Here is a 26,018-nt window from a genome sequence, read left to right as displayed (position 1 = left end):
ATGCGCACCGACGGAGACGTATGGGACATCGTCAGTAGTGTCGGGCTCACCGCGTTGGGGGTCGCGACGTTCCGGGCCCTGGAGACAGCCGCTCCCGATCCGCTGATCCGGGACGACTACGCACCACTGTTCGTCGCGGCTTCGGGCCACCCGCACTTCACCGGACTCTTGGCGGACCCCTCCCCGCTCGACGACATACCGCTGGTCCCCGGGTTCATGGGCTTGCGAACGAAGTTCTTCGACGACTTCTTCCTCTCGGCCGCGGCCGCGGGCGTTCGGCAAGCCGTGATCGTAGCGGCGGGACTGGACGCGCGGGCACAGCGCCTGAACTGGCCCGCGGGGACGACGGTGTTCGAGATCGATCAGCCCAAAGTGCTGGAATTCAAGGAGAAGGTGCTCACCGAGCACGGCGCGCGAGCCAAGGCCGAGCGACGCACGGTGCCGGTGGACCTGCGCGAAGACTGGCCCGCCGCGCTGCGCGGCGCCGGCTTCGACCCGGCCGCGCCGACCGCGTGGTCGGCCGAGGGACTGTTGCCCTATCTTCCCGGTGCGGCACAGGACAGGTTGTTCGAACACATCGACGCACTGTCCGCGCCCGGCAGCAGGCTGGCCGTGGAGAGCTTCGTGGCCGGAGTCGACGTCAAACGCTTCGCGAATGTGGAGTCCAAGTATTTCGGCCGCTACAACCCGTTCGGGGACGTCGATCCGGCCGAGCTGTTCTACGACGACGAACGGGCCGATCCGGCCCGGTGGCTGGCCGAGCACGGCTGGTCGGTGCGAGCCGAGAGTCCGAGCGAGCTGGCCGCGTCCTACGGCCGATCGGTCCCGGATCTCCCCGAGGAGCTCGACGACCTGTGGCGCCAACCGAGGCTGCTGACCGCTGCGCGGTAGCTGTCGTCACATCTTGGCGCTGCGGGCCATGACGAAGCTGTAGAGCCCGTAAGTGATGATGCCCAGCCCGGCGATCAGGAGCAGGGCCACGCCGAACGGTTGCGCGCCGAGCGTCTTGATGGCTCCGTCCAGTCCGGCGGACTTGTTCGGATCGGATTCGGTCGCCGCGAGAATCACCAGCAACCCGACCGCGGCGACGGCCAGCCCCTTCGCGATGTAGCCTGCCGTGCCCAGCCGCCGCACGAACGCGCTCTGCGGTCCGCGCAGGTCGTCGAGGAAGTTCCGCGTGGCGCCCTTGTACACGTGATAGCCGCCGACCGCGATGATGACCAGCCCGCCCACGACGAGAGCGATCGCGCCGGCCGTGTTCTGCATCAACCGCGCCGTGAGCCCCACACTCTGGCTGCTGCTCGACCGCCCACTGCCATGGGCGAAACGGAACGCGGTGACAGCCAATCCCGTGTAGACCGCGAACAGGGAGAACGCCTTGACGCGGTCGAACGCCTCGGACTTCTTGCTGTCGGCCGCCGGTTCGGACGCTTTGCCGAAGACAGCCTCCATCAGCCGCCACAGCGCCATCACGACAAACGCGGCCGCAGCTACCCAGAGCGTGATCGTGCCGCCCGGCTTGTTCGCCAGCTCGGCCATCGCGCCGGACTGATCGGCGTTCCCCCCGCCGCCGAAGGCCAGCCGGATGGCGATGTAGCCGATGAGCAGGTGCACGAGGCCGGACATGACGTAGCCCGCGCGGGCGAACCGCGCGAACACGCTGTTGTGGGCGATGCGCCCGGCGGTGCCGGAAAGGCCGGTGTGGGTCATGGTGCTCCTCCCATCCCATGTGCCACGACGGAAGCGCCGCGGGACACCGACCGGATACCCAAGTCCGCCGGGAACCCACCTGCCCATCTCGATGCCTCGGTCGCGGCGGTGCGCCCCCAGGTCAGCGATTGGCGGTGCTCATCGGACGAATGCCGGTGCGGACCAGACCCCGGGCGCCTCTCGAGCATGGGCTCTTGATCGATCCCGGCTGCCGCCTCACGCAGTCGCCGCTGGCAGCCGGTTTCGAGAACCCGCAGCCACCGCGGCGAGACTGTAGCCGCGCTGGCAGCGAGATATCGCCGCCACATCGCTGTGGCAGCCGCAGTGGCTTTCGCGAGAGCAGGCCACCAGACCACCTCCTGCTTCGACACAGGTTCCGTGCCGGTTCACGCTCCGAGATCGGCGGTGGCGCGGAATTCGCTGGGGCGGATTCCCCGATGTCGCTTGAACGCCGCACTGAAACCGAAAGCGTCGGCGTAACCGACGGCCTTCGCCACCTGCGCCACGGTGAGACTGCGGTCGGCCAGGAGTTCCTCCGCCTCGTCCATCCGGCATTCGGTGAGATACGCCACGGGCGACTGCCCCATGACCTCGGCGAACCGCCGTGCGAACAGCGCCCGCGATACCCCTGCCTCGGACGCCAGCGACGCGACCGTCCAACCGGCGGCGGGCTTTCCATGCATGGCCGCCAATGCCGGCCCCACCACCGGATCGGCCGGACCGCGATACCAACCCGGCGCGTCGGCGTCCAGCTCATCGAACCAGTCGCGCAGCGTGCACACCAGAGCCCAGTCGAGCAGCCGGTCCATCATCGCCTGCGCACCGGCCGGACGCTTGGCCGCGTCCGCGGCGATCGACTCCATCCACGCGCACACCTCCACATCGTCGGTCACGACCAAGACGGGCGGTATGGCACGCAACAGCCGTTCGTGGCGCCGGCCGGACGCCCGATAGGCGCCGACGATGAGAGTGGTGGTCTCACCGGCGGGGGTGTTGCCCCAGCGACCGCCGTCGAGCGCGGGATCGCATTTCGCCTCCGGCGCGAAGCAGGCGACCTCGTATTGCTCGTGCGGCAGGCCGACAGTATCTGGGCGGTCGACGAGGACGAATGGTTCCGGGCCGCGCACTACCGCGGTGTCCCCCATCGTGATCCGGCGCTCAACACCGCCCGGCAGCAGCAGTGTTCCCCCACCGCGCAGCACGGTCACCATGGTCAGCGGCGCCTCGTCGGCGAACCGGATGCTCCACGGTGCTTCCAGGACCGCGGTGGTGAGCACGGCGCCTTCGGCACGGATGCCACCCAACAGTTTGCTCAAAGGGTCCACGCCATCAGCGTAGACGAACTCCTATCAAATGTAGATCTTTACCCATAGATCGTCCATGGTCGCCAGTGTGGAATGAAGTCCGGACCGCACAACCGATCGTCCGGAACTCCGGACCCACCAGGGAGGCCCTCGTGCAACACAACCCGACCGTGGATACCGCGACCACTCGCACCGCACTGGTCGTCGTCGCTCACCCCCGGCCCAGTTCGCTGACCGCCCACATCGCCCGGCTGGCCACCCGGCGGCTCACCGCGGCGGGCTACCGAATCGACCTGCTGGACCTGCACGCCGAGAACTTCGATCCCCGCATGACCGCGGCCGACCTCCCGGAATGGGGCAATCGAGAGAAGGCGTACTCCCCCGAGGTCGAGAGCCATATGCGGCGCATCCTCGCCGCCGACGTGATCGTCGCGGTGTTCCCGGTGTACTGGATGCAGGTCCCGGCGATTCTGAAGGGCTGGATCGATCGGGTGTGGAACTACGGATTCGCCTACGGCCGCAGCAAATCCCGGCTCGCGGGCAAGCGGATGCTGTGGCTGGGACTGGCGGGCGCGGCGGACGACGACGCGGTCGTGGAACTCATGCAGGATGCGCTCAGCGCGCAACTCGACGACGGCATCGCCTACTACTGCGGCCTCACCCATTCATCGGTGGGGCTGTTGCCCGGCGCGGAGGAGAAGCGGCAGCGCCTGGACGCGGCGGGCAACCTTCTGCTCGACGAAGCCCTCACCGGCGCCGTCCGCGAAGCCCACTACGCGGGCTTGGAAGCCCGCGCGCTGGGCTTCGTCGACGATTTCCTCGCCACGGACCGGGTCGCCGTCTGACCACGATCGGCGGCGACTCGGCGGCCAAGGATGAGAATCCGGCATGCGGACTCCCCTGACCGGGAACGTCGCCCTCGCGCAGGGGCATTGCTCGCCTGCCAAGATGACGCAGTGAGCACCAGGTCGAGGCAACCGGTCAGCGAGGAAACCGTATACCTGTTCATGGATTACGGACAGTTTCGCATCGACGGCGGCATCGATGGTCCGGTCGATGAACTCGAACTGCTCGACCGCGCACTAGCGGCGCATCCTTTCGCCTCCGATGGGCTCGCGGTGCTGGTGTTGAGCCCGCACCAGAACAACTTCCGGATGCCGGTGACGGTTCAGCTGTGGGACGAGCGTCCGCCCGACGACCGCGCCGAATGGCAGCAGGTGTGCGAGACGAGGTTGCGAGTCGGACAGGAGAGCACACTGTGCCTCTCGTCGCCGGTCGACGGCGCGGCCGACTGCCCTGTGCCGAAGGGCGAGTACCTGATCGAGGTCAGCGGCCGCGGATTCGTCAACTATGGCTGGCCCGGGTCGACCGAACCCGGCGATGTGTGGCGTATCCGGTTATGGCCGGACGACGGCAGTGAACCGCTGCCTGCTGTGCAGTGGGACATGCCCGGATACGGTGTGCCCGAGGATGTCCCGCTACCCGAGGTCACCGCGCCGGTCCACGGCGCGGAGGAATGGGTCGTCGTAGTCGACGACGAAGGCTCGCGCCGCCTGCACATCGATGAACTGGCGGAGCAAGCGGCCGCTTTCCAGCGACGGCGCTGGGGTGGGGAGCCGATACCCCGGCTCGAAGATCACCCCGGCGCGGAAGACCTGGCCCGCCACGACCGCGCGCTCGCCGAGGCGATCGCCGGCATGGGTGATCCCGAGTTGCGGCGACTGGCACGCTGGTCAGCGGCGAAGGCTTGCGCGAAAGCCGGGCTCACCGACCGGCCGTGGGTACGACCCGCCCTGGCGGCGCTGCGGGACGGCCGACCGCTACCGCCCCCGTTCGACGACGCGGACGCGGCCATGACCCGGCTGCACGACGAGGACTTCGGCCCGCCGGACGACGAGCACGTGGGAGCCATCGAAGCAACGATGGGTCCGGCCGGTGCGGCGGCGAACCCCTTCGATCCGGGCCCGATCCACCGCCCGTCCTTCGCGCTGCCCACCATCATCGACGCCTGCCGACCCGACGCCCTCGAAGCCGCGATGACGACGCTGTACACCACCGCGTTGGTCTTCGGCTCCGAGGTGGACACGCTGTTCGCCGCGATCAGAGCGGAATTCGGGATCGAGTGAGCCCGAACTCGTCGTACCTGACCGCCTTTGCGGTGGTCTTGCTTCTCCTCCGACGCGCGACGCGCCGCTGACCTCGAGAAGGGGAATGGCGGGCACCGGCGTGTCCGTCACCAGGGCACCGTTCCGGCGTCGTCGAAGAATCCGCCGGTCGGCCCGTCGTCGGGCAGGGTCGCGAGGCGAATCGCGATGGCCGCGCCCTGTTGCGGTGTGCGGACGCCTCGGAAGCCGTTGAGGTCGGTGGCGGTGAAACCGGGACAGCCGGAGTTGATCAGGATGTTGGTATCACCCAGTTCCTTGACGTATTGGATAGTAAGGGCGTTGAGGAAGGTCTTCGAGGCCAAGTAGGCGGCGGGAACCGGGCCCATGTCGACGCCGGGTGTGGTTTGCAGGGTGAGCGAGCCGACGCTGCTGGACATGTTGACGATCCGCGGTGCGGCCGAGGCGCGCAGCATCGGCAGCATCGCGTTGGTGACCCTGATGACGCCGATCACGTTGGTTTCCACGACGATTCGCACGGTCGCGGCATCGACCGTGGCCGGCGTCTGCGGCATACCGCCGGTGATCGCGGCGTTGTTGACCAGAACATCGAGCCCTCCGGCATGGTCGGCGATCAATCCGGCCGCCGCGGCCACGCTCGCGTCGTCGGTCACGTCGAGCGGAACGCCGAACGCATCGGTCCCAGCGGCGCGCAGCTTCTCCACCGCGGTCTCGCGCCGTTGCCGATCGCGCGCGCCCACACCGATTCGCCAGCCGAGCGCGCCCAGGCCGGCGGCGATCTCGTATCCGATCCCCTTGTTCGCGCCGGTCACCAGCGCGATCGTCTGTTCACTCACACCGCCGATCCTGCTGCGGCTGCGGGTGCGGCGTCCAAGACCGATCGGGTGCGCGGCGATACCGCACGGATATCGGTCGTGGTCATCGCCGGATACCCTGACCCGGTGGAGACGCGGGAGATGCGATACTTCGTCGCCGTCGCCGAGGAGTTGCACTTCGGGCGGGCGGCGAAACGGCTCGCGATCGCGCAACCACCACTGTCACGAGCCATCCAGCAGCTCGAACGGCGGCTCGGAGTCGTCCTGCTGCACCGCACCTCGCGCGCCATCGCCTTGACCGAGGCCGGGGCGGTGCTGCTGCGGGAGGCCCGGGCCGCCCTCGACGCGGTCGAAGCCGCCGAGCGGCGAACCCGCCGTGCCGCGGCCGACCAGCCCGGTGTGGTGCTGGCCACCAAAGCTGGAGCGTCCAGCGAACTGTTGTCGAAACTGCTGCACGCCTACGCCGCCGAACCGGACGCCGCGGCCGTCGAGGTGATGCTGTGCGGGCCGGGCCAGCCGGAAAGTCTGCTGCGCAACGGGCGTGCCGACGTCGCTCTGCTCCACCGGCCCTACGACACGACAGCCGGATTCGACACCGAGGATCTGCACACCGAACATCAAGTCGTGGTCCTGCCTGCGGGACATCCCCTCGCCAATCGGACGCATGTGCGGTTGGCCGAGGTCGACGCTCTGACGAACCTGCCCCTGCCGCGCTGGCCTGGACGGGACGGCAGCTATCCGGAAGGCCCCGGCCCGCAGGTGCGCGACCACACCCAACTCTTCCAACTGATCGCCCTCGGACTGGCCTGCGCGGTCGTGCCCGAGTCGCTGCGAACCCAGCTACGCGACGAGCACGCCGTCGTGCCCGTGCAAGACGCACCAGCCGTCACGACCGTCATCGCTTGGCCACCACACAGCAGATCCAAAGCCGTCGCCGATCTCGTCCACACCGCGACGCGCCTCTGACCGACAGCACTGTTCGCCGGCCGTATCGGCATGACCGACCTTTCGGGACCTCCGGAATCCCGCATACCGGGCGCGCCGAGACTCGGCTGTGCACACAAAACAGGTCAGGCCCGGTTGAAAACCGAGCCTGACCTGATGTTTTGTGGAGCTAAGGGGACTCGAACCCCTGACCCCCACACTGCCAGTGTGGTGCGCTACCAGCTGCGCCATAGCCCCTGGTCGGTTGCGCTCCGGGCGTCCCCGCCGCGCTTGAATGAAGTTACACCAACGGTGTGTCAGCAACCAAATCGCCTCGATTCGGGGGTGACAGGAGGCGGCGATCGGGGTTAGTATCGAACATGTGTTCGAAGTAGTTTCGATTGTGCGGGGTGTGGGTCGGTAGGCGGTTGGACGCTCGGATCGAGCAGAGCAGATGGGGTTGCTGGTTTGTTCGTTTCCGAGTGTCCAGCGGTCGCCTGGCGCGAGACGGATGTACCTGACGCCGGATCGCGGTGGCGATCGGTCGGCACGCTGGCGGGGCGGCCGCAAAACGAAACGAGTAGCGGCACAACGTCTTAGCAGGTGATGAAACATCTCGAGGCGCGGTCTTGGGGCAGGGGGCCGGATCGCGCTGTCGAGTGCGCGGGCCGGGTGGCGGCAGGTGGAGCCGTCGCCCGGCCCCAGGCCAACCGAAAGCTCGGCGGGCGGCGATCTCGGGGGCTGGGGATGTCGGGTCGCGCCGTCGAGCGGGCCGGGGCGTCGATTTGGTGGAGTCGGCGTCCCGGCCCTTCCCTCCGCCGAGACCCGGATTTGTCAGGACGCCGAAGGCAGCCGGTGCCGTGTCGAAAGCCCCGCTTGGTGAGGGAAATCACCGAGAGCGTCGCCTGCCGGGAACAGCGCAGGAGTCCGCCGGTCACCGGGTGAGCGAGACCACCCAGTTCTCGTCGTTGGTGTCGACCTTGGTCGTACCGTCGAAGATCGCGGGTGTGGCCGCGGAGCCGCCCAAGGCCGTGCCGAGCGCCGCCGTCTGCGCCATGGCGCTGCCGCGGGCGGCGTCGACCTTGGCTCCGGTGGCGATGCATTGCCGGACGGGTTCGGCGGCCCCGGCATCGCCCGCGATCGTGGCGAGCTCCTCGTTGCTCAGGTCGGCGCCGCCTTCACTGGGGCGCTTGGTGGTGAACAGCTCGGTGTGGAACTTGGAGTAGACGGGTCCCGAACCCGCCTCGGCCACACACTGGTTCGCGGCGACGGCGCGGGTGGAGTAATCCTTGCTCCCGGAGCGCGCATCGAGAAAGTTCACCAAGCGATAGCGCACGGCCAGCGCGCCCTCATCGATCTTCTGCGCGATCTCTTGGCCGTAGATGCGCTCCAGGCTGCCGCAGCCGGGGCACAGCGGGTCCTCGAAGATGTCGATGGTCTTCTTCGCGTCCGGGCGGCCGAGCAGAATCGCTCCGTTCTGCTCGAGCACCGAGTGCACCGTCTCGTTGCGCGCCGACCCGTAGCCGTCGTTCCGGACGGCCGCGTCGTCCCGCCCCCAGCGGATCGCCGCGATGACGATCAACACGATCAACACGAGAGCGACCGCACCGAGCGCATAGGTGGTCGCACTGGACATCGGCCGGGGCGTGTACTTCGAACGCGATTCGCTCACATGGACACTTTGCCGCAACCAACCGCCATCCCCACCGCCGGGCCACGGATCCGATCCACCCCCACCCACAGCGAGCGCACCTACACAGCTAGGTTCCGGCACCGGCCGAGCAGCAGGAGTTCGGTCCCCGCAGACTCCGCGCGTCCATGCAGGGCAACGCACGAAATGGTGGCGGCGACCGCCCGCGCCGAGTCCCCACTGCCTCGGCAGCAGCCGACTCAGCCCGGTGCTGCCCCCGCGACAATCTTCATCGCCTACCAGCCGCGTCCAGGTGTGATGTGGGGGGGAGGTTCGCCGAGGGACATCGGCGACAACCCGCGCCGACTTCACAACAACAGCCGATTCACCCCTCCGAGCCCGGCGCTCACCCCCGCGCCGGCCTGGCCACCTCACCAGCCGCGTCCCGCGCGAACCGGAGCAGGTTCGCCGAACGGCATCGACCACTGTCCGGCGTGGGCTGGGCAGCCACATCCCCGCCGTCCGCCGCATACTCTCCCGCGAACGTTCAGGGCAATCCGTCCTGCTCAACGCCTGCGGCGGGCACGCCGCTCCGGCCGACGTCGTTTACCGCGAGACATCGGGCGCCCCGGCGGATTCTCCACGTCCGAATCGACGACCGCGGTCCCCGGCGCGGGCGTCACCGGCCGGGAATCCGCTGCCACTCCAGGCCGATCGCCGCGCGCGGCGGGGGCACGACGCACCAGCCCGTCGGACTCCGCCGGGGCCCCGACGCCCTCGGGCATCGATTCAAACCCAGAAGGGTGCGGCGCGTCTTCTATGCCGTCACCACTCGGAGCCGCCCCGGAAGAGGCCACCACCGGCACCGCGCTGTCGGCTACCGGCGCGCCGGACACGTCGCTCAGCGCCCGATCGATCTCGGCCGCTTGCCGCTCGGTGTCGTCGGCTCCGTCGGACCGGTCGGAAGGAATCTCCGATTGAACGGAACTCCCCCGCCGCGACGGCTCGGGAACGACGGCCCAGACGAGCGCCGCCACGGCCAGCAGCGCGCCGGTCACGCCGAGCGCCAGCTCATAGGACACCTGCTGGGCCAGGGCGCCCACGGCGACCGGCCCGATGACGGTGCCGAGGTCGGCGGCCATCTGGAAGCCGGCCAGCACCGGGCCGCCGCGCGCCTTGGGGCCGATGATGTCGGCGACGGCCGCTTGCTGGGCGGGCGTGAACATGCCGGAGCCGAGCCCGGCCAGGAACGAGGTGGCGAGCAGCCACGGCAGGTCGGTCGCCAGGCCGAGCCCCGCCGTTCCCGCCGCGCACACCAGCGAGCCGACGATGACGAACGGTTTGCGCCCCCACCGGTCGGACAATCGCCCGGAGGCGAACAGCACCGCGACGTTCCCCGCCGCGAACACCGTCAACGCGACACCGGCCATACCCGGCGCCTGGCGCAGCACCTCGACGACGAGCAGCGGCACCAACGCCATCCGGACGCCGAAGACGGCCGCGCCATTGGCGAAGTTCGACAGCAGCACCGCCCGGTACTCCGGCCGCGCCAAGCCCTCCCGGAAGGACATCATGCGGACGCCGCCGACCGGTTCCGGCGCGGCCAGTTCCGAATGCCGCAGGCTCAGGTGCACCGCCACGCTCACGGCGAGCAACGCGACGGCGTAGATGACGAACGGCCAGCGCAGCCCGAGCCCGGACAACCCGCCGCCCACCAGCGGCCCGCTCACCGAGCCGACCAGGAAGCTGGTCGACCACAACCCGGAGACCCGGCCGCGCTGCTCGGGCGGGGACATCCGGATGACCAGCGCCAGCGACGACACGGTGAACATGGTCGATCCGATGCCGCCGAGCGACCGCAACACCATGAGCTGCCAGTAGCTCTGCGCCAACGCGCTGGCGCCCGTGGACACCGCGACGATCAGCAGCCCGCCGAGATAGACCGAGCGCTCCCCCAGCCGTTGCACCAACCGTCCGCTGAGCGGCGCGAACAGCAACCGCATCAGGGCGAACGCGGACACGATCGCCGAAGCGGCCGCCACGCCGACGCCGAAACCGCGCGCGAACTGCGGCAGCACCGGGGCGACGAGGCCGAACCCGATGGCGATGACGAACGCGCCCCCGACCAGCACCCAGATCTCGGTGGGCAGGGGCTTGGATCTACCGGTCACCGGACAGCGCCTGCCCCACCAATTCCTCCGCGGCCGTCTGCACCTCGGCGAGGTGCTCCGGGCCGTGGAACGACTCCGCGTAGATCTTGTACTTGTCCTCGGTGCCGGAGGGGCGAGCGGCGAACCACGCGTTCTTGGTGGTCACCTTGAGGCCGCCCAGCGGCGCGCCGTTGCCCCGCGCCCTGGTGAGCACGGCCGTGACCGGCTCCCCGGCGATCTCCTTCGTGGTGATCATGTCCGGAGTCAACTTCGCGAGCAGCTCTTTCTGTTCCGCGGTCGCGGACGCGTCGATCCGCGCGTAGGCGGGACTGCCGTAGCGGCGCTCGAGTTCGACGTAGCGCGCCGACGGGCTCTGGCCGGTGACCGCCGCGATCTCCCCGGCGAGCAGGGCGAGCAGGATGCCGTCCTTGTCGGTGGTCCAGACCGTGCCGTCCATCCGCAGGAACGACGCGCCCGCGCTCTCCTCGCCGCCGAAGGCCAGGCTGCCGCTGAACAATCCGGGAACGAAGAACTTGAATCCCACCGGCACCTCGTGCACGTCGCGACCGAGCACGGAGACCACCCGGTCGATCATCGACGACGTCACCGCGGTCTTGCCGATCTTGGTCAGCGCGTCCCAGCCCATCCGGTTGGCGACCAGGTATTCGATGGCCACCGCGAGGAAGTGGTTCGGATTCATCAACCCGCCGTCGGGCGTGACGATGCCGTGCCGGTCGGCGTCGGCGTCGTTGCCGGTGGAGATGTCGTAGTCGTCCTTGATCGCGATCAGCGAGGCCATCGCGTAGCGGGAGGACGGGTCCATCCGGATCTTGCCGTCGCTGTCGAGCGTCATGAACCGCCAGGTGGGGTCGACGAAAGGATTGACCACCTCGAGTTCGAGGTCGTAGCGCTGGCCGATCTCCTCCCAGTAGTCGACGCTGGCGCCGCCCATCGGGTCGGCGCCGAGCCGGATGCCCGCGCCGCGGATCGCGTCCAGGTTCAGCACGTTGGGCAGGTCGTCGATGTAGTGGTCGAGGTAGTCGTAGCGTTCGACGCCGGTGGCCAGCGCGCGCTCCAGCGTGGTGCGCTTGACGCCGGTGAGCCCGCCGCGCAGCAGTTCGTTCGCGCGGGCGGCGATGGCGTCGGTGGCGGTGTTGTCGGCCGGGCCGCCGTGCGGCGGGTTGTATTTGAAGCCACCGTCGCGGGGCGGGTTGTGCGAGGGGGTGACCACGATGCCGTCGGCCTGGTGCTTGGCGCCGCCCCGATTGTGGCGCAGCACAGCGTGACTGAGCGCGGGCGTGGGCGTGTAGCGGTCGCGCGCATCGATCACCGCCGTGACGTCGTTGGCGGCGAGCACCTCGAGCGCGGTGGTCCAGGCGGGCTCCGACAGCGCGTGTGTGTCCCTGGCCAGATAGACCGGCCCGGTGATGCCCCTGGTGGCGCGGTATTCCACGATCGCCTGGGTGATCGCGAGGATGTGCGCCTCGTTGAACGCGCCGTCCAGGCTGGAGCCGCGATGTCCCGACGTCCCGAACGTCACCCGCTGGGCCGGATCCTCCGCGTCCGGAACACGGCTGTAGTACGCCGTCACCAGATGCGCGATGTCTTCCAGATCGGTGGGACGTGCGGGACGCCCGGCTCGATCGTGGGCCATGCTCGGGTCTCCCTTCCGTATCGGCTGCGCCCGGCTCGTCATCAGGATCATGTCCACGACCGCCCGGTCACCGCCGACCCCGCGGCCACGTTCATCTCGGCCGCCAGCCGGAACGTCTCGCCGCCGTATCTGCTGAACGCGGTCGGCACGGTGCGGAAGCCCGCTTCCGCGGCGGCGAGCGATCGATCACCCGCCGACGCGCCGCCCTGATCACCGAGCCGCGCCGAACCGACAATGCTAACGGCCACCGTGCCCGACGGCACCGGCGAGGCGAATTCCGCTGGTGCCGCGAGTGCTGCGGCCGGGTCGCCGGGCTTGCCACGGGGTCTGGTCATCGCTCACCTTCCTGCCACTGGTCCACCGGCGCCAATGTGACGTTGACCGAGGTGAACAGTTCGGCGTTCCGCTCGACGAAGGCGCGCAAGCGTTCCGGCTCGTCGACCAGCATCAGCATCAGCGGCAGATGGTCGGCGATATCGAGCATCCGGGTGGTGTGCACATGCGAGGACGCGCCGTATCCCTCGATGCCGCGCCACACGCTGGCACCAGCCAGTCCGCCGTCCCTGGCCCGGCGCACGATCTCGTGATACAGGGGCGTGTGCCGCCATTTGTCGTCCTCGTCGAGCAGCACGGTGAGCCGTGCCGCGGGGCGCCACCGTCCCGCCGTGGCGGCGCCCGCTTGCGAACCACTCATGCCTGCCCCCTTCCGTCGTGCCGTTCCCGTCGATCGCCGAGCCGAACCAGGTACTCACCGTGCCATGCCCGCACCGGGCTGCGACGCCCCGGCCACGCCACCGCCACCCCCCGAGGCGGACGAGCGCGGCGGGAAGTGCCGCGCCCGGTCCGAGGAGTCTACGAACCTCGCGGGTGGGGTGGAGAAGGTGGTGCGACCGCCGGGTGCGCCGGTACAGGAATGGGTGCACAGCAGCCTCTTGGCTACCCACACCGGAGCGGTCGGAATCATCGGGATCCCGGTCGCAAAGCATCCCATGAGATCTACCGCGTGAACCGGAAGGCGGACCGCCGACCAGCAAGGCCCGCCACACTGACCTAGCTCGTATTTTGCACCAATGATGGTGATTCTGGCGCGCTTTGCCGTGTGCGGCGGACGAACCCCGCGTGTCGTGCGCGATGATCGGCGCCACGTCCCGAGATCGGGATCCGCGCGGCGGAGAGATTTGCTCCCATATCGGACCGGACAGCTCTAATCGACTGATCGGCAATCGCATAGCACAGTTCCGGCCGCGGTGCGGTCGCGTCGCTTCGATCGAATGCCGTCGCACGGCTCGGCGAACGACGACGGCCGCCGCCCCGCGACGGAATCGCGGGACGGCGGCCGCTGCGCCGGAAACCGGGCCTGCGCCACCGCACTCGACTCAGTGGGCGAGCACCGGCTCCCCCTCGGCGGGCGCGGGCGCTGCGCTCGGCATGAGCACCGCCGTCAGGATGCCGCCCGCGACGAAGATCGCCGTGGCCCACCAGAAACTGGTGGTGTAGCTCTCGATCGCGGACTGGGCGATGGTGAGCGGGTCCGGCGTACGGGTGGACAGGTAGTCGGTGGCCGCGGATGCCGCGATCGTGCTCAGCAGGGCCGTGCCGATCGATCCACCGACCTGCTGGCTGGTGTTGATCATGGCCGATGCCACGCCCGCGTCCTCGTGCTGCACGCCGGAGGTGGCGCCCTGGAAGGCGGTCGACATCGCACCGCCGAGGCCGAGACCGAGCAGGATCAGGGCGGGCAGGATGTGGCTGGCGTAGCCGGTGTCCAAGCCGATCCTGGTCAGCCAGGCCATGCCCGCCGCCGCGATCAGGAACCCACCGCTGACCACGACCTTCGGGCCGAGCTTCGGCAGCAGCAACGACGGGGCGGTGGTCGAGGAGGCCACCATGGCGGCGACCATCGGCAGGAACGCCACGCCGGTCATGATCGGCGAGTAGCCCAGGGTCAGCTGCATGTAGTAGGTGAGGAACAGGAAGATCGCGAACATCCCGATGCCCATGACGAAGACCGTCAGGTAGGAGGTGCCGCGCATCCGGTCGAGCACGATCCGCATCGGAAGCAGCGGGTGCGCGACCCGGGTCTCCAGCCAGGCGAACACCGCGATCAGCGCCGCGCCGCCGAGCAGGAACGCGAGGGTGACGCCGTTGGTCCACCCGTGCGATTCCGCGTGCGAGAACCCGTAGACGATGCCGAACAGGCCCGCGGTCACCACGACCGTGCCGGGGATGTCGAGCTTGGGCCGCTCGGTGCCGGCGTGCTTGGCGAGCAACAGCACGGCGCCGACCAGCGCGACGGCGGCGAAGGCGAGGTTCACGAACATCACCCAGCGCCAGGAGGCCCATTCGGTCAGCGCGCCGCCGAGCAGCAGCCCGATGGCGCCGCCGGTGCCCGCTACGGCGCCGAAGATACCGAACGCCTTCGCCCGTTCGGACGGTTCGGTGAAGGTCACGGTGAGCAGGGAGAGGGCGGCGGGCGCCAGCAGCGCGCCGAAGACGCCCTGTCCGACGCGGGCCGCGACGAGCATCTCGAAACTGGTGGCCGCGCCACCGACGGCGGAGGCGAGCGCGAAGCCGACCAAACCGATGATGAAGGTGTTGCGCCTGCCGAACAGGTCGCTGAGGCGGCCGCCGAGCAGCAGCAGGCTGCCGAACGCCAGCGCATAGCCGGTGACCACCCAGGAGCGGTCGCCGTCGCTGAAGCCGAGATCCTGCTGCGCGGCGGGCAGTGCGATGTTCACCACGGTCGCGTCCAGCACGACCATGAGCTGGGCGACGCCGAGGACGGCGAGCACCCACCAGCGCAGGGCGTGCGAGCCGCGCCGCCCACTTCCCGTTCGCTCCGGGGCCGGTGCCCCGCGGTCGATCGCGGTAGTCATGTGTACCCTTTGTCTCGAGCGTTGATCCGGAGAACATCCCTCCGCTTACCCGAAGAAGCTATCACGATAACGGAGATAACGCCTCCGGTTAATCCGCGATGTTGATAGAATGACGGTGTGAATCACGCCACGGTCGCCTCTCCGCCCCGGCGCCTGCGGGCCGATGCCGCACGCAATCAGCAGCGGATCATCGCCGCGGCGCGGGAACTGTTCGCCGACCACGGACTCGAGATCACCCTCGACGACGTGGCCGAGCGCGCCGGTGTGGGTGTCGGCACGGTGTACCGCCGCTTCGCGAACAAGAAGGAACTGATCGTCGAGGTCTTCGACCAGAACCTGAACGATTTCGCCGACGCGGCCGACGCCGCCTACCGGCATCCCGATCCCTGGTTCGGACTCGTCGAGTTCTTCGAATACGCGTGTCGGCACATGGCCACGAACCGCGGATTCAGCGAAGTCATGCTGGAACTCGAAGACGACGAGACCGATCGATTCGCGGTCGTGCGCGATCGCATCAAACCGAAGGTGCACGCCATCTGCGCCCGCGCGCGCGACGCCGGCGTGCTCGCCCACGGCATCGAGCCCTCGGACTTCTTCGCGCTTGTCCACATGGTCGACGCACTCGCCGAGTTCGCCAAGCCGGTGAATCCCGATGTCTGGCAGCGGTACATGGCGATCATGCTGAACGGCGTGCGCGACGACAAAACGCCGCGCAGACATCTCGACGTCCCCCCGCTGACCGACGACGAGGTAGAGCACGCCAAGCAACAGCTGACCTGCAGCTGGCGCAAGCGGTAGCGAAATCGAACCGTAAGTAGCGCGCGTCACGCTCGCTCCCGTAAAGTTGGTCACATGACCAATTCGTGGGTGAACTGGGCGGGCGATCAACGCTGCGCGCCCGCACTCCTCGCCGCCCCGGGCTCCGTCGGCGAACTGGCCGGCCTGCTCGCCGACGCCGAAGCCGACGACCGGACCGTGCGCGTCGCGGGCAGCGGCCATTCGTTCACCGACACCGTCCTGACCGACGGCACGCTGCTGAGCCTGGCGAAGCTGAACCGCGTGCTCGACGTCGACCGCGCCGCAGGCCTGGTCCGGGTGGAGGCGGGCATCACCCTGAACGCCGCCAGCACCGCCCTGCACGAGCACGGTCTCGCCTTCCCGAACCTGGGCGACATCGATGTGCAGACCGTCGCGGGCGCCATCGCCACCGCCACCCACGGCACCGGCGCGACTTTGCAGAACCTCTCCGCCGCGGTGCATTCGGTGGAACTGATGCAAGCCGACGGAACGCTGGTTGAACTGAACGAGCGGACCGATCCCGACGGTTGGCGGGCCGCGCGGGTCGGCATCGGCGCGCTGGGCGTCGTCACCGCCGTGACGCTGCGGATGGCGCCGTCCTTCGTGCTGGAGGGCATCGAGCGCCCGGTCCCGGTGGAGGACGTGCTCGCCGATCTGGATTCGTTCGTCGACGGCAACGAGCATTTCGAGTTCTACATGTTCGCGCACAGCCCGCTGGCCATGACCAAGCGCAACAATCGCGTGCCCCTGCCCGAACGACCGCGCCCGAAAGCGGTGGACTGGTTCACCGACATCCTGCTGTCCAACTACTTGTTCGACGCGCTGTGCGGACTCAGCCGCAGGCAGCCGCGCCTGCTCCCGTTGATTCAGCGCGGCGCCGCCTACGCGGGCAGCTACCGGCGTCAGGTGGACCGTTCCTACCGGGTGTTCGCGTCGCCGCGCCTGATCCGCTTCACCGAAATGGAGTACGCGATCCCGCGCGAGCATTCCGTGGCCGCGATTCGCGAGATCAAGGAACTGTCCACTCGTTTCGACACCCCCATGCCCATCGAGGTGCGGTGGGTCGCGCCCGACGACGCGTTCCTCTCCCCGGCCAACGGCCGCGACACCTGCTACATCGCGGTGCACCAGTACCGCGGCATGGCATTCGAACCGTACTTCCGCGCCTGCGAAGCGGTTTTCGACCGCTACGACGGCCGTCCGCACTGGGGCAAACGCCACTTCCAGACCGCCGCGACCCTGCGCGGCCGCTATCCCGACTGGGAGCGGTTCGCCGAGGTGAGGCGGCGCTTCGACCCGAAAGGGCGTTTCACCAATCCCTACCTCGACCGGGTGCTCGGCCCGGTCGGCTGAACCCGCCGCCCGGCTTCACTCCGGTCGTTCGGCGATGAGTTCCGCGACCAGGCGGGGCACGGCTGTGCCGATGGGTTCGCGGATGATCTCGGTGGCCATGGCGTCGTACGGCGTCGGCTCGGCGTTCACGATCACCAGATCCGCGCCGGCGCGCACGGCGATGGAGCACATCGACGCGGCGGGCTCGACCTGCAGCGACGTCCCGATGGCCAGGAAGATTTCACTCGTCTCCGCGGTGAGCGCGGCCTTGGTCATGGTGCGGCGGTCCATCTGCTGACCGAACATCACGGTGGCGGACTTGAGGATGCCGCCGCAGTCGGGACACGGCGGGTCCGGCTCGCCCGCGGCCACTCGCTCCAAGGTGGCCGACATCGAGGTCTGGTAGTCGCATTCGACGCAGACCACCTCGAACATGTTGCCGTGGATCTCGATCACCCGATCCGGCGAAGACCCCGCCCGCTGATGCAGACGATCGATGTTCTGGGTGATGATGGTGACCGTCCGCCCGGCCCGTTCCAAGTCGGCGAGCGCGTTGTGCGCCGCGTTGGGGACGGCCTGCCAGGCCGGATTGTCGCGGCGCGCGAGCCAGGCGCGTTCCCGCAGGCCGGGGTCGGCCACATAGTTCTGGTAGGTCGAGAGCAATTCGGCGATGGGATCCTTCGTCCACACCCCGCGCGGGCCGCGGAAGTCGGGAATGCCGGAATCGGTGGAGATGCCGGCGCCGGTGAGCACTCCGATCCGGCCGCTACGACTGCGCCAATCGGTCGTCATGTCTGCACAGCCTAGGACCGTGACGAGATCGTCGGCCACGGATAGACGATGAGAGATTGTTAGGGTTATCATCTCATTGTATGAGCCAGGCCGATCAAGGGAGATCACGATGACCGCGTCCGTCGCACGCTCAACCACCGGCGCGCGAACGCTGCCGCCCCGCCGCCCGATCGAACCGGGAACCCAGATGTGGGAACAGACCGGTCTGATCACGTTCTCCCTCACCGCGGGCTCGGCCTTCCTGCTGCAAACCATGGAACCGACCATCTCCGCGGTGGTGGACGAGTTCTCCACCTTCCGCACCGATCCGATGGGCCGTGCCACGCGCAGCCTGGCATCGGTGATGATGTGGGTCTACGGCGGCGACGAGGCGCTCGCGGAGGCCGATCGCCTGCGGGAGCTGCACGCGTCGCTGAACACCACCGACGCCAACGGCGTGCGCCACACCGCCCTGTCCAGCGCCCCGTGGGCCTGGGTGCTGCACACCGGAACCTTCGCCTTCACCGAGAGCGCCAAGTACTTCGCCAAGCGCCCGCTCACCGCGGCGGACAAGGAAGCGTACTTCCAGGAGACGCTGCAGCTGCTGCGCAACTTCTCGGTGGCGCCCAAGGAGATCCCGGCCAATTACGCCGAATTCGAGAAGTTCTTCGAGGACACCGTCGCGAACCATCTGGTTGCCACCGACACCGCGCGCGACTACCTGCGGGTGATCCGCTCCGTCGCACCGCCGAAGCAGCTGCCGCGCGTGCTGCGTCCGGTCTGGAAAGCGGCGGTGGCGCCGATCGGCTGGCTGCAGTACTTCGTGACGGTCGGCACCACGCCGGAGGTGGCGCGCCAGAAGCTCGGCCTGACCTGGACCGCGGCCGACGAGCGCAAGCTGCGCGTGCTCGGCTGGCTGATCGCGCGGCTGGTTCCGCTGCTGCCGGAGCGGTTGCGCTACTTCCCGATCGCCTATGAAGCCCGCCGCCTCGAGCGCGACCGGCAGCGGCTGCGCAAGATGATCGACCTGCGTCCGATCTGATCCCCCTTCGCCGCATCCGTTCGCGGCGGACATGGGCCGCGCGGCAGGGGCGATTCCAGCCGCCTATGACGTTCCAATGATTCACGCCAGCACCCCGGCCGATTCGCATCGACCGGGGTGCTGGCGTCGGTGGCGGAAGACGAGGCGCGTTTCGCGATGCGATGTCGTATGCGCGTCGATCCGCGGATCAGTTGCGACCGGTTGATGCCCGCGTGCCCTTGTGCGGCCGGATCGATCGTGCGGCCGGATACCGGCGGCCGACGAGGGCTCCGAACGTCGCAGGCCTTCGACGAAGTCTTCCGGTGCATCACCCCGGGGGAACACTGCGCGTTGCCGCCCGGTCGGCTCCGGCGCACAGCCGCTGCGTGACAGCGGATTACGCCCGCTGGCCTGCGACAGCCGTACGCCCGCGCGCGCGACGGCACGGCGCGCCGTAACGATTAGCGGCGCGCTGGTATACGTATCTCATACGCTCCGAAAGCGTTTCGGCTCACCAAGCCGGGCGGCCGGTCCGGCAGCCAGCACACTTATGCTCCACCTTGCACATCGAAAGGCGTTCCCATGTCCCACAAGCCCAGTGTGCTGTTCGTCTGCGAACACAACGCGGGCCGTTCGCAAATGGCCGCCGGGTTCCTCACCGCCCTCGCTGGCCACCGGTTCGATGTGCGATCGGCGGGCAGCGCACCGGCCGAGACCCTGAACGCCACGGTGGTGGACGCCATGGCCGAGATCGGCATCGATATCTCCGGCCACACTCCGAAGCCGCTCACCATGGACGCGATCGGCATCTCCGACGTGGTGGTCACCATGGGCGCGGGCGACGCCTGCCCGTTCTTCCCCGGCATCAGCTACCGCGATTGGATGCTGCCCGACCCGGCCGACCAGACCATCGACGTGGTGCGCACGATCCGCGACCGCATCCGCATCCTGGTGGAGAATCTCATCGCAGAACTGGTTCCCGCGCCCGCGCGATAGGCGCTGTCCGATTCGTTCAAGACGCGTCGGCGCGCCGCTGCCTACGCTGCCGGCATGACACCACAACTCGACGTGATCGGCATCGTCGTCCGCGATATGGCCGCTTCCGTGGCCTTCTACCGCCGCCTCGGTCTCGACTTCCCCGAAGGCTCCGAGCAGGAAGGGCACGCCGAGGCGGCGCTGCCCAACGGCATGCGGCTCACGCTGGACACCGAAGCCGTCATCCGGTCGTTCCACACCGAGTGGACGCCGCCGAGCGGCGGGGGCCGTCTCGGCATCGCCTTCCGCTGCGCCGATCCCGCGGAGGTGGACGCCGTCTACGCCGCACTCGTCGACGCCGGCTACCACGGCGAATTGAAGCCCTGGGACGCGTTCTGGGGTCAGCGCTACGCGGTCGTGCACGACCCGGACGGCAACGGCGTCGACCTGTACGCCGCTCGCTAGGACCGAGCGAGCAACCTTCCCAGCGGTATACCGGCCAGGGCGCGCACCTCGCGGGACAGGTGCGCCTGGTCGGCGAACCCGGTGCGCGTCGCGGTCTCGGCGAGTGACACGCCGCTGCGCGCCGTGGCCAGCGCGCGTTGCATGCGCAGCACCCTCGCGAGGGTTTTCGGGCCATAGCCGAAGGCGTCCAGGCAGCGGCGGCGCAGGGTCCGCTCACCCAGCCCGGCCGCGTCGGCGACCGCTGCCACCGGCCATCCGGCGTCGAGTGCGCCGACCACCTTCCGCAGGAGCGGATCGGCCGGTTCGGTCTCGGCCGCGCGCCACCGCACGATCTGTTCCAGCGCCGCCGCCTGGTCACCGGCGCCTGCCATCCGGTCCACCAGCGACCGGACCACCGCCGACGGCCACAGCTGGGCCAGATCGACGCGCCGATCGCGCAACTCGCGCGCCGGGATGCCGAGCAACGCGGGCGCGGTACCGGGAAAGAACCGGACGCCCACGTAGTGATCACCAGGCGATCCGCCCGGGTGGTGAGCCTTGGTGTCCGACCCTGCGACGATCAACCGGCCGTTCATCCAGATCAGATCCATGCAGCCGTCGGGCAGCACCGGCAGTCCGGGGCCGTCGACGGTCTTGGTCCACAACACGGCGCCCGCGTACCGCGACGGCCGCTCGCGGTAGGCGGCGTCGTCCATGGGGCCGACGCTACTCCGCACCGCCGACAACAGCGGGCGTGTCTCAAAAATATCGTCTCAATAAGACTGGCTATTTGAGATAGCGGTACAGCGTCGCCCGGGAGACACCCAGCTCCCGGGCGATCTCGGGCACGCTGCGGCGCTCCGCGTCGCGCATCCGGCGGGCGAGTTCGATCCGCTCGGCGGTCATGGCGGCGGGCCTGCCCCTCGTCCCGGACACCGGCGACGTCCGGTCCGCAGGCGCCAACAACAGCCGCACTCCTTCCAGCACCTCCGCGCGCAGCTGTTCGACCGGAGCCTCGGCATACAGCACCACAGGGTCGCTGAGCCCCGCCACCGCCTGGGTGGCCCTCACCCGTTCGGCGAAGGTGGCGTCCGGGCCGGCCACCAGGATGTTCGCCTGCATCATGGCCTTGCTGAACCGGTCGAAAATCGTCCCGGGAGCGGCCAGCGCCAAGTCCCTGACGTTGAGCCGGAGCAGGTAGCGGTGCGCGAGGAACACATCGAGCAACCCTTCCACCACGCGACGGCGGGCCTCGCACGGATCCGGATCGGCCGCCTCGGCGATGGTGCGCTCCATGGCCTCCAGCAACGGTTCGGCCAAGCCGGCGAGGATGTCGTATTTGCTCGGGTAGTGGTACAGCACGCCCGCCTTGGAGATGCCCAACTGCTCGGCGATCGCGCGGACCGAGGTGCGGTGGTAGCCGTGCGTCCCGAACAGGTCCATGGCCACCTCGAGGATGCGCGCGCGGGTGGTCGTCTCGTCGCTCACGGTCCAGATCCTACTCGTTGACTGACCGATGGTCAGTGGCTTACATTCGTGACTGACCAACGGTCAGTCAACGAAGGAGGCGCTCATGGCGCACGAACCCCGCATCCTCATCTCCGGCGCGAGCATCGCCGGACCGACGCTCGCCTACTGGCTGGTGCGCAACGGCTTCCACCCCACCGTCGTCGAGCGCAGCCCTGCGCTGCGCGCGGGCGGCAACGGCGTCGACATCCGCGCCGATGCGGTGCGGATCGCCGAGCGCATGGGCGTGCTGCCGCGACTGCGCGAACGCGCCACCGACATCCGCGAGCTGACCTTCGTCGATGCCGCCGACCGCCGGGTCGCCGGCATCAGCACGAGCACCTTCAACGCCGAGGGCGACATCGAGATCATGCGCGGCGACCTGGCCCAGGTGCTGTACGAGGCGACCGCCGACGACGTCGAGTACTCCTTCGGCGATTCGATCGCCGCGATCACCCAGCACCCCCGGCGGCGTCGAGGTGACCTTCGACAGCGGTAAGCAGGCAGAATACGACCTCGTCCTCGGCGCCGACGGATTGCATTCGGGGACCAGGAATCTGGCCGTCATGCCGGAGCCCGACGCGTTGCACCACCTCGGCGTGTACTTCGCCACCGCGCGCATCGACGCCGAACTCGGACGTCCGCACTCGGTCACCCTCTACAACACGCCGGGGAAGGTGGCGGGCGTCTACCGGTCGGGGGCCCATGACACCGCGACGGCGTTCTTCGCCTTCCGGGAGGACCGTGTCCTCGATGTCGATCATCGCGACCAGGATGCTCAGAAAGCTCTGCTGCGCCGGCATTTCGACGATCGAGCCTGGCAGGTGCCCGCGCTGCTCGACCAGGCCACCGCCGACGACGGCTTCTATTTCGACGCGGTGAGCCAGGTCCGCATCCCGGCCTGGTCGAACGGGCGCGTCGCGCTGGTCGGCGACGCAGGCTACTGCGCGACGCTGCTGTCCGGAGCGGGCGCGGCGCTGGCCATCGAGGGCGCGCATCTGCTCGCGACCGAGCTGGCCGCGGCGGGCGGCGACCACCGGATCGCCTTCCGCCGCTACGAGCGAATCCTGCGTCCGAACGTGGTGCGGGCCCAGCGTTCGGTGCGGGCGAGCAGTTCCATGCTGATCCCGGCCACCGGCGGCCACATCTGGTTGCGCAACCAGCTGACCCGCCTGATGGTGCTGCAGGCTCTCGCGTCCCGCGTCTACCGGCCGGTCACTGTGCGCGCCGCCTGAGCGGCGGTCACCGAGCGCGGGTCAGCGCTGCGGCGGCGCGATCGGAACGATGGCGCGCGGCACGACGCGCAGATACGGATCACGCTGCGCGGCGGCGATCTTCGATTCCGGATCCCGGCAAGCCACGGTGACGTCGGTGTTCGGGACGGAGGAGAACGTCCACACCGTCACCCAATCCGTCCCGCCGAACGCCTCGGTCTTCTTCGCGTCCGACGAGCGCAGATCTTCATTCCGACCGGAACTGTCGGTGACCGTGCAGCGAATGCCACTGGCGGCCTGTCCCCACGCGGCGGGAGCCCGGATATCCAGCACCACATCGGCGGGCACCGGCACTTTCTTCGCTTCTCCCAGCAAAATTCGCAGACCGCCGTCGGCCGCGTCGTCGTCGCGCGCCGCGGCCGTCGTCGCCGCAGCGCTCGGCGCGGCAGCGGCATTCGTCGAGGTCGCCGCCGCACCCTCCCCCGGGTCGTCGGAACAACCGCATACGGCGGCGGCGACCAGCGCGGTAATCGCCATCCAGCTCAATTTCACAGTCGGACCTCTCGTCGCGCCCACTCGACAGGCGATTGGTTCGGATCAGCCAGGCACTGAGCATGACAACGGGTCAGCGGAAAATCTCGGATACACGCCGAAGAACCGGCAATTGGACCGCAATCTCTTGAATCCACGCCGTACAGAAAGAAATAGGGTTGAATTGTCGATTCACTCCGATCGGGTGCCGTGCACGTTCGAGCAATCGTTCTGCAGCCGAGGGTTTCTTCGGTGCGGCGCACCAGCCGCTGCCAACGCCCGAACTCGGAGACTTGGGCGCATGCGCTGCGTCCTTCCCGGCGCTCGGCCGATGCGCGAGGCGCACACGCCCCGGCGGGCGATCGAGGACGCGCACGCCTACCTCGACCGGCTGGCGGGCTCAGCGTTCGTCGCGCCAAGCCCGCTGGCGGCTATGCCGGCGGCTCGCGCTGCGCACGGCGGCAGCCTTCGGCGACCGGATCGCCGCGGCGGCGAGTTTTCACGGCGGCCATCCGGCCGCCGAGACCCCGCATCAGGAGGCGGCGGCCATCACGGCGGCATCCCACGAGGACGCCTGCGAACGGCAGCTGCGCGAGCTCGTCGCGCTGCTCGATCGCTCGTTTCGGGCGACGAGGGAATAAAACGAGATTCATCCGATGTTTGCGCCTGCGTGGCGGGGCCTGCCTCCGGTCCGGTTCGCGCCACGCCAGCAACCGGCCGGTTTCGAAAAGGCATTTCCTCGAGACCGCCCGGGCGCATAGTGTGTCGGTAGGCGATCATCTGGAGGGCCACCATGGCGAAACTGTCGTGGGCATCAGAACGCGAAGGCAGGGCGGAGCCCCGTCGTGCCTGACGGCCAGGGAACCTCCAGCGCGCGCACGTTGCGCGCCGCCACCCTCAGCGGCTACCGGGAAGCCGCGTTCACCACGACACCCGCCACGCGCGCCATGCTGATCACGTTGGCACTGCTGATCGCGGTGATCCTGGCCTACGAATCCAACGTCACCTCCGACGAGACCGTCGACCACGGGTGGTTCGTCGCGCTCGCGCTGTCCGGGGTGTTCGTCGCGCGCGGGCTGCATCTGCGCAGGCCGATCACGCTTCCGCATCTCACCGCCGCGGTGCTGGTGCTCGCCGTCGCGCATGTGGCCTACCGCGCCGAGCATCCGGACGCCGGTTTCGTGCTGCTGGCCGCCACCGGCTTCGTGCTGGTGCTGCCCATATCCAGCAAACCGCAGCCCGATCAGCTGTACCGGGTGGCCGAGCTGGTCGGCCGCACCGAAGGCGATCCACTGGCGCCGTTCGCCTTGCACTCGGCCAAGACCTACTTCTTCAACGCGTCCTCGACCGCCGCGATCGGCTATCGCGCCCGCTTCGGCATCGCCGCCGTGGCCGGCGACCCGATCGGCGATCGCGCGGCTTTCCCCGAACTGGTCGCCGCGTTCTCCGACTTCGCCGTCAACCAGGGCTGGCGCGTCGCCGTGCTCGGCGCGAGCCCGGAACTGGCGGAGCTGTGGCAGGTGTGGGCGCTGGAGCATCGCGGGCTGCGCGCGGTCCCGATCGGCCGCGACGTGGTGCTCGACGTGGACAAGTTCAACCTGGTCGGACGCAAGTTCCGCAACCTGCGCCAAGCCGTGAGCCGCACCAAGAATTTCGGCGTCACCACCGAGGTGGTGTACGAGTCGGCGCTCACCGAGCAGCGGCGCGAAGAGTTGCTCGCCATCGTCGACGAATGGCGGCGGGGCAGGCAGACCCGCGGCTTCTCGATGATCCTCGACCATCTGCTCGACGGGCGGAACCCCAACATGCTGGTGGTGATCGCCAGCGACGCCGACGGCAACCCGGTCGGCTTCCAGCGCTACGGCGTTTCGGGGCGGGGAAGGGAACTGAGCCTCGACGTGCCGTGGCGGCGCAGAGACGCACCCAACGGCCTGGACGAACGCATGATCGTCGATCTGGTCGACTATGCCGCGGCGCACGACATCCACCGGATCTCGCTGGCTTTCGCCCCGTTCCCCGAACTGTTCGCCGAGAAGGACAAATCGCGCACGGCCACGCTGTTCTACCTGCTGGTGCACCTCGCGGATCCGCTGATCCGGCTGGAATCGCTCTACCGCTTCCTGCGGAAGTTCCACGCGCTGTCGGAGCAGCGGTACGCGTTGATCCGCTGGCGCGAAGTGGTGATCGCCGCCGCCGCGCTGCTCACCTTGGAGTTCGTCCCGCACCGCCGCGAGCACTGA

24 protein-coding genes, 1 tRNA gene and 1 pseudogene are annotated in these 26,018 nt (G+C 68.9%); 12 read left to right on the top strand and 14 right to left on the bottom strand.

The annotated features are described in order from the left end of the window. On the top strand, positions 1-891 hold the full coding sequence (locus U3653_RS10920) for a class I SAM-dependent methyltransferase (RefSeq protein ID WP_195078512.1): 891 nt from the start codon (positions 1-3) through the stop codon (positions 889-891). Positions 892-897: 6 nt separating this feature from the next. On the opposite strand, the gene U3653_RS10915 is transcribed toward U3653_RS10920, so the two are convergent. Together U3653_RS10915 and U3653_RS10910 are read right to left on the bottom strand one after the other, a co-directional pair. After that, a complete protein-coding gene (locus U3653_RS10915) occupies positions 898-1,710 on the bottom strand; it encodes a DUF1206 domain-containing protein (RefSeq protein WP_195078511.1) in 813 nt (270 codons plus the stop codon). Between the two features lie 386 nt (positions 1,711-2,096). Next, a complete protein-coding gene (locus U3653_RS10910; protein ID WP_195078510.1) occupies positions 2,097-3,035 on the bottom strand; it encodes an AraC family transcriptional regulator in 939 nt (312 codons plus the stop codon). 131 nt (positions 3,036-3,166) lie between these two features. Between U3653_RS10910 and U3653_RS10905 the strand changes: the two genes are divergently transcribed. Then, entirely contained in the window at positions 3,167-3,859 is a 693-nt protein-coding gene (locus U3653_RS10905) for an NAD(P)H oxidoreductase (protein WP_195078509.1), read from the top strand. Positions 3,860-3,970: 111 nt separating this feature from the next. Next, positions 3,971-5,140, top strand: coding sequence for a hypothetical protein (locus U3653_RS10900; RefSeq protein ID WP_323124179.1), 1,170 nt, complete (start codon positions 3,971-3,973; stop codon positions 5,138-5,140). 107 nt (positions 5,141-5,247) lie between these two features. Here U3653_RS10900 and U3653_RS10895 read toward each other — a convergent pair whose 3' ends face one another. Beyond that, positions 5,248-5,973 carry an SDR family oxidoreductase gene (locus U3653_RS10895; RefSeq protein ID WP_195078508.1) on the bottom strand — a complete coding sequence of 242 codons (726 nt, stop codon included), beginning with the start codon at positions 5,971-5,973 and terminating at the stop codon, positions 5,248-5,250. A 105-nt stretch (positions 5,974-6,078) separates the two neighbouring features. Here U3653_RS10895 and U3653_RS10890 point away from each other — a divergent pair, with 105 nt between their 5' ends. After that, the gene (locus U3653_RS10890; protein WP_195078507.1) at positions 6,079-6,918 is read left to right on the top strand and encodes a LysR family transcriptional regulator; all 840 of its coding nucleotides are present in this window, start codon (positions 6,079-6,081) and stop codon (positions 6,916-6,918) included. A 143-nt stretch (positions 6,919-7,061) separates the two neighbouring features. Here the strand turns inward: U3653_RS10890 and U3653_RS10885 are convergent. The 7 genes and pseudogenes from U3653_RS10885 to U3653_RS10855 form a co-directional block, all read right to left on the bottom strand. After that, positions 7,062-7,134, bottom strand: a tRNA-Ala gene (locus tag U3653_RS10885). A 676-nt stretch (positions 7,135-7,810) separates the two neighbouring features. Continuing rightward, positions 7,811-8,548 carry a DsbA family protein gene (locus U3653_RS10880; protein ID WP_435406559.1) on the bottom strand — a complete coding sequence of 246 codons (738 nt, stop codon included), beginning with the start codon at positions 8,546-8,548 and terminating at the stop codon, positions 7,811-7,813. 941 nt (positions 8,549-9,489) lie between these two features. Continuing rightward, positions 9,490-10,677: pseudogene (locus U3653_RS10875) on the bottom strand (MFS transporter); the annotation flags it as partial. After that, entirely contained in the window at positions 10,667-12,310 is a 1,644-nt protein-coding gene (gene pgm / locus U3653_RS10870; RefSeq protein ID WP_195078506.1) for a phosphoglucomutase (alpha-D-glucose-1,6-bisphosphate-dependent), read from the bottom strand. The gene pgm and the pseudogene U3653_RS10875, both read right to left, overlap by 11 nt. A gap of 47 nt (positions 12,311-12,357) precedes the next feature. After that, positions 12,358-12,645, bottom strand: coding sequence for a hypothetical protein (locus tag U3653_RS10865; protein WP_195078505.1), 288 nt, complete (start codon positions 12,643-12,645; stop codon positions 12,358-12,360). Then, a complete protein-coding gene (locus U3653_RS10860) occupies positions 12,642-13,004 on the bottom strand; it encodes a DUF190 domain-containing protein (protein WP_195078504.1) in 363 nt (120 codons plus the stop codon). Before U3653_RS10860 ends, U3653_RS10865 begins: the two co-directional genes overlap by 4 nt. 682 nt (positions 13,005-13,686) lie before the next feature. After that, positions 13,687-15,186, bottom strand: a complete 1,500-nt coding sequence (locus tag U3653_RS10855; RefSeq protein ID WP_195078503.1) for an MFS transporter — start codon at positions 15,184-15,186, stop codon at positions 13,687-13,689. A 117-nt stretch (positions 15,187-15,303) separates the two neighbouring features. On the opposite strand from U3653_RS10855, the gene U3653_RS10850 reads away from it, so the two are divergent. Both U3653_RS10850 and U3653_RS10845 read left to right on the top strand, forming a co-directional pair. Further along, on the top strand, positions 15,304-15,984 hold the full coding sequence (locus tag U3653_RS10850) for a TetR/AcrR family transcriptional regulator (RefSeq protein WP_195078502.1): 681 nt from the start codon (positions 15,304-15,306) through the stop codon (positions 15,982-15,984). A 54-nt stretch (positions 15,985-16,038) separates the two neighbouring features. Further along, positions 16,039-17,337, top strand: a complete 1,299-nt coding sequence (locus tag U3653_RS10845; RefSeq protein ID WP_195078501.1) for a D-arabinono-1,4-lactone oxidase — start codon at positions 16,039-16,041, stop codon at positions 17,335-17,337. Positions 17,338-17,352: 15 nt separating this feature from the next. Here U3653_RS10845 and U3653_RS10840 read toward each other — a convergent pair whose 3' ends face one another. Continuing rightward, positions 17,353-18,108 carry an SIR2 family NAD-dependent protein deacylase gene (locus U3653_RS10840; RefSeq protein ID WP_195078500.1) on the bottom strand — a complete coding sequence of 252 codons (756 nt, stop codon included), beginning with the start codon at positions 18,106-18,108 and terminating at the stop codon, positions 17,353-17,355. Between the two features lie 109 nt (positions 18,109-18,217). On the opposite strand from U3653_RS10840, the gene U3653_RS10835 reads away from it, so the two are divergent. The 3 genes from U3653_RS10835 (at position 18,218) to U3653_RS10825 (ending at position 20,548) form a co-directional block, all read left to right on the top strand. Next, positions 18,218-19,129, top strand: coding sequence for an oxygenase MpaB family protein (locus tag U3653_RS10835; RefSeq protein ID WP_195078499.1), 912 nt, complete (start codon positions 18,218-18,220; stop codon positions 19,127-19,129). 561 nt (positions 19,130-19,690) lie between these two features. Further along, a complete protein-coding gene (locus U3653_RS10830; RefSeq protein WP_067798057.1) occupies positions 19,691-20,104 on the top strand; it encodes an arsenate reductase ArsC in 414 nt (137 codons plus the stop codon). 54 nt (positions 20,105-20,158) lie between these two features. Continuing rightward, positions 20,159-20,548: a VOC family protein gene (locus tag U3653_RS10825; protein ID WP_195078498.1), complete on the top strand. Its 390-nt coding sequence runs from the start codon at positions 20,159-20,161 to the stop codon at positions 20,546-20,548. On the opposite strand, the gene U3653_RS10820 is transcribed toward U3653_RS10825, so the two are convergent. Beyond that, positions 20,545-21,243: a helix-turn-helix transcriptional regulator gene (locus tag U3653_RS10820; RefSeq protein WP_195078497.1), complete on the bottom strand. Its 699-nt coding sequence runs from the start codon at positions 21,241-21,243 to the stop codon at positions 20,545-20,547. The genes U3653_RS10825 and U3653_RS10820 overlap by 4 nt on opposite strands. Positions 21,244-21,313: 70 nt before the next feature. Further along, positions 21,314-22,015, bottom strand: a complete 702-nt coding sequence (locus U3653_RS10815; RefSeq protein WP_195078496.1) for a TetR family transcriptional regulator — start codon at positions 22,013-22,015, stop codon at positions 21,314-21,316. 85 nt (positions 22,016-22,100) lie between these two features. Between U3653_RS10815 and U3653_RS10810 the strand changes: the two genes are divergently transcribed. Both U3653_RS10810 and U3653_RS10805 read left to right on the top strand, forming a co-directional pair. Continuing rightward, positions 22,101-22,532 (top strand): Rossmann-fold NAD(P)-binding domain-containing protein, encoded by a 432-nt coding sequence (locus U3653_RS10810; RefSeq protein WP_195078495.1) that lies wholly within the window; start codon positions 22,101-22,103, stop codon positions 22,530-22,532. Next, the gene (locus tag U3653_RS10805) at positions 22,513-23,268 is read left to right on the top strand and encodes an FAD-dependent monooxygenase (protein ID WP_195078494.1); all 756 of its coding nucleotides are present in this window, start codon (positions 22,513-22,515) and stop codon (positions 23,266-23,268) included. The genes U3653_RS10810 and U3653_RS10805 overlap by 20 nt, the downstream gene beginning before the upstream one ends. Before the next feature lie 21 nt (positions 23,269-23,289). Here U3653_RS10805 and U3653_RS10800 read toward each other — a convergent pair whose 3' ends face one another. Beyond that, positions 23,290-23,784 (bottom strand): hypothetical protein, encoded by a 495-nt coding sequence (locus U3653_RS10800; RefSeq protein WP_195078493.1) that lies wholly within the window; start codon positions 23,782-23,784, stop codon positions 23,290-23,292. Positions 23,785-24,623: 839 nt separating this feature from the next. On the opposite strand from U3653_RS10800, the gene U3653_RS10795 reads away from it, so the two are divergent. Beyond that, on the top strand, positions 24,624-26,018 hold the full coding sequence (locus tag U3653_RS10795; RefSeq protein ID WP_323124178.1) for a bifunctional lysylphosphatidylglycerol flippase/synthetase MprF: 1,395 nt from the start codon (positions 24,624-24,626) through the stop codon (positions 26,016-26,018).

Source organism: Nocardia implantans (genome assembly GCF_035544775.1).
Classification (GTDB): domain Bacteria; phylum Actinomycetota; class Actinomycetes; order Mycobacteriales; family Mycobacteriaceae; genus Nocardia; species Nocardia implantans.
Note: the sequence above shows the minus strand (reverse complement) of the source record. Positions and strands in the feature narration are given on the sequence as shown.

Coding starts and splice junctions, on each gene's coding strand:
- U3653_RS10920 (WP_195078512.1), top strand. CDS start 1: ATGCGCACCGACGGAGACGTATGGGACATCGTCAGTAGTGTCGGGCTC.
- U3653_RS10915 (WP_195078511.1), bottom strand. CDS start 1,710: ATGACCCACACCGGCCTTTCCGGCACCGCCGGGCGCATCGCCCACAAC.
- pgm (WP_195078506.1), bottom strand. CDS start 12,310: ATGGCCCACGATCGAGCCGGGCGTCCCGCACGTCCCACCGATCTGGAA.
- U3653_RS10865 (WP_195078505.1), bottom strand. CDS start 12,645: ATGACCAGACCCCGTGGCAAGCCCGGCGACCCGGCCGCAGCACTCGCG.
- U3653_RS10860 (WP_195078504.1), bottom strand. CDS start 13,004: ATGAGTGGTTCGCAAGCGGGCGCCGCCACGGCGGGACGGTGGCGCCCC.
- U3653_RS10855 (WP_195078503.1), bottom strand. CDS start 15,186: ATGACTACCGCGATCGACCGCGGGGCACCGGCCCCGGAGCGAACGGGA.
- U3653_RS10845 (WP_195078501.1), top strand. CDS start 16,039: ATGACCAATTCGTGGGTGAACTGGGCGGGCGATCAACGCTGCGCGCCC.
- U3653_RS10840 (WP_195078500.1), bottom strand. CDS start 18,108: ATGACGACCGATTGGCGCAGTCGTAGCGGCCGGATCGGAGTGCTCACC.
- U3653_RS10835 (WP_195078499.1), top strand. CDS start 18,218: ATGACCGCGTCCGTCGCACGCTCAACCACCGGCGCGCGAACGCTGCCG.
- U3653_RS10830 (WP_067798057.1), top strand. CDS start 19,691: ATGTCCCACAAGCCCAGTGTGCTGTTCGTCTGCGAACACAACGCGGGC.
- U3653_RS10825 (WP_195078498.1), top strand. CDS start 20,159: ATGACACCACAACTCGACGTGATCGGCATCGTCGTCCGCGATATGGCC.
- U3653_RS10820 (WP_195078497.1), bottom strand. CDS start 21,243: ATGGACGACGCCGCCTACCGCGAGCGGCCGTCGCGGTACGCGGGCGCC.
- U3653_RS10810 (WP_195078495.1), top strand. CDS start 22,101: ATGGCGCACGAACCCCGCATCCTCATCTCCGGCGCGAGCATCGCCGGA.
- U3653_RS10800 (WP_195078493.1), bottom strand. CDS start 23,784: ATGGCGATTACCGCGCTGGTCGCCGCCGCCGTATGCGGTTGTTCCGAC.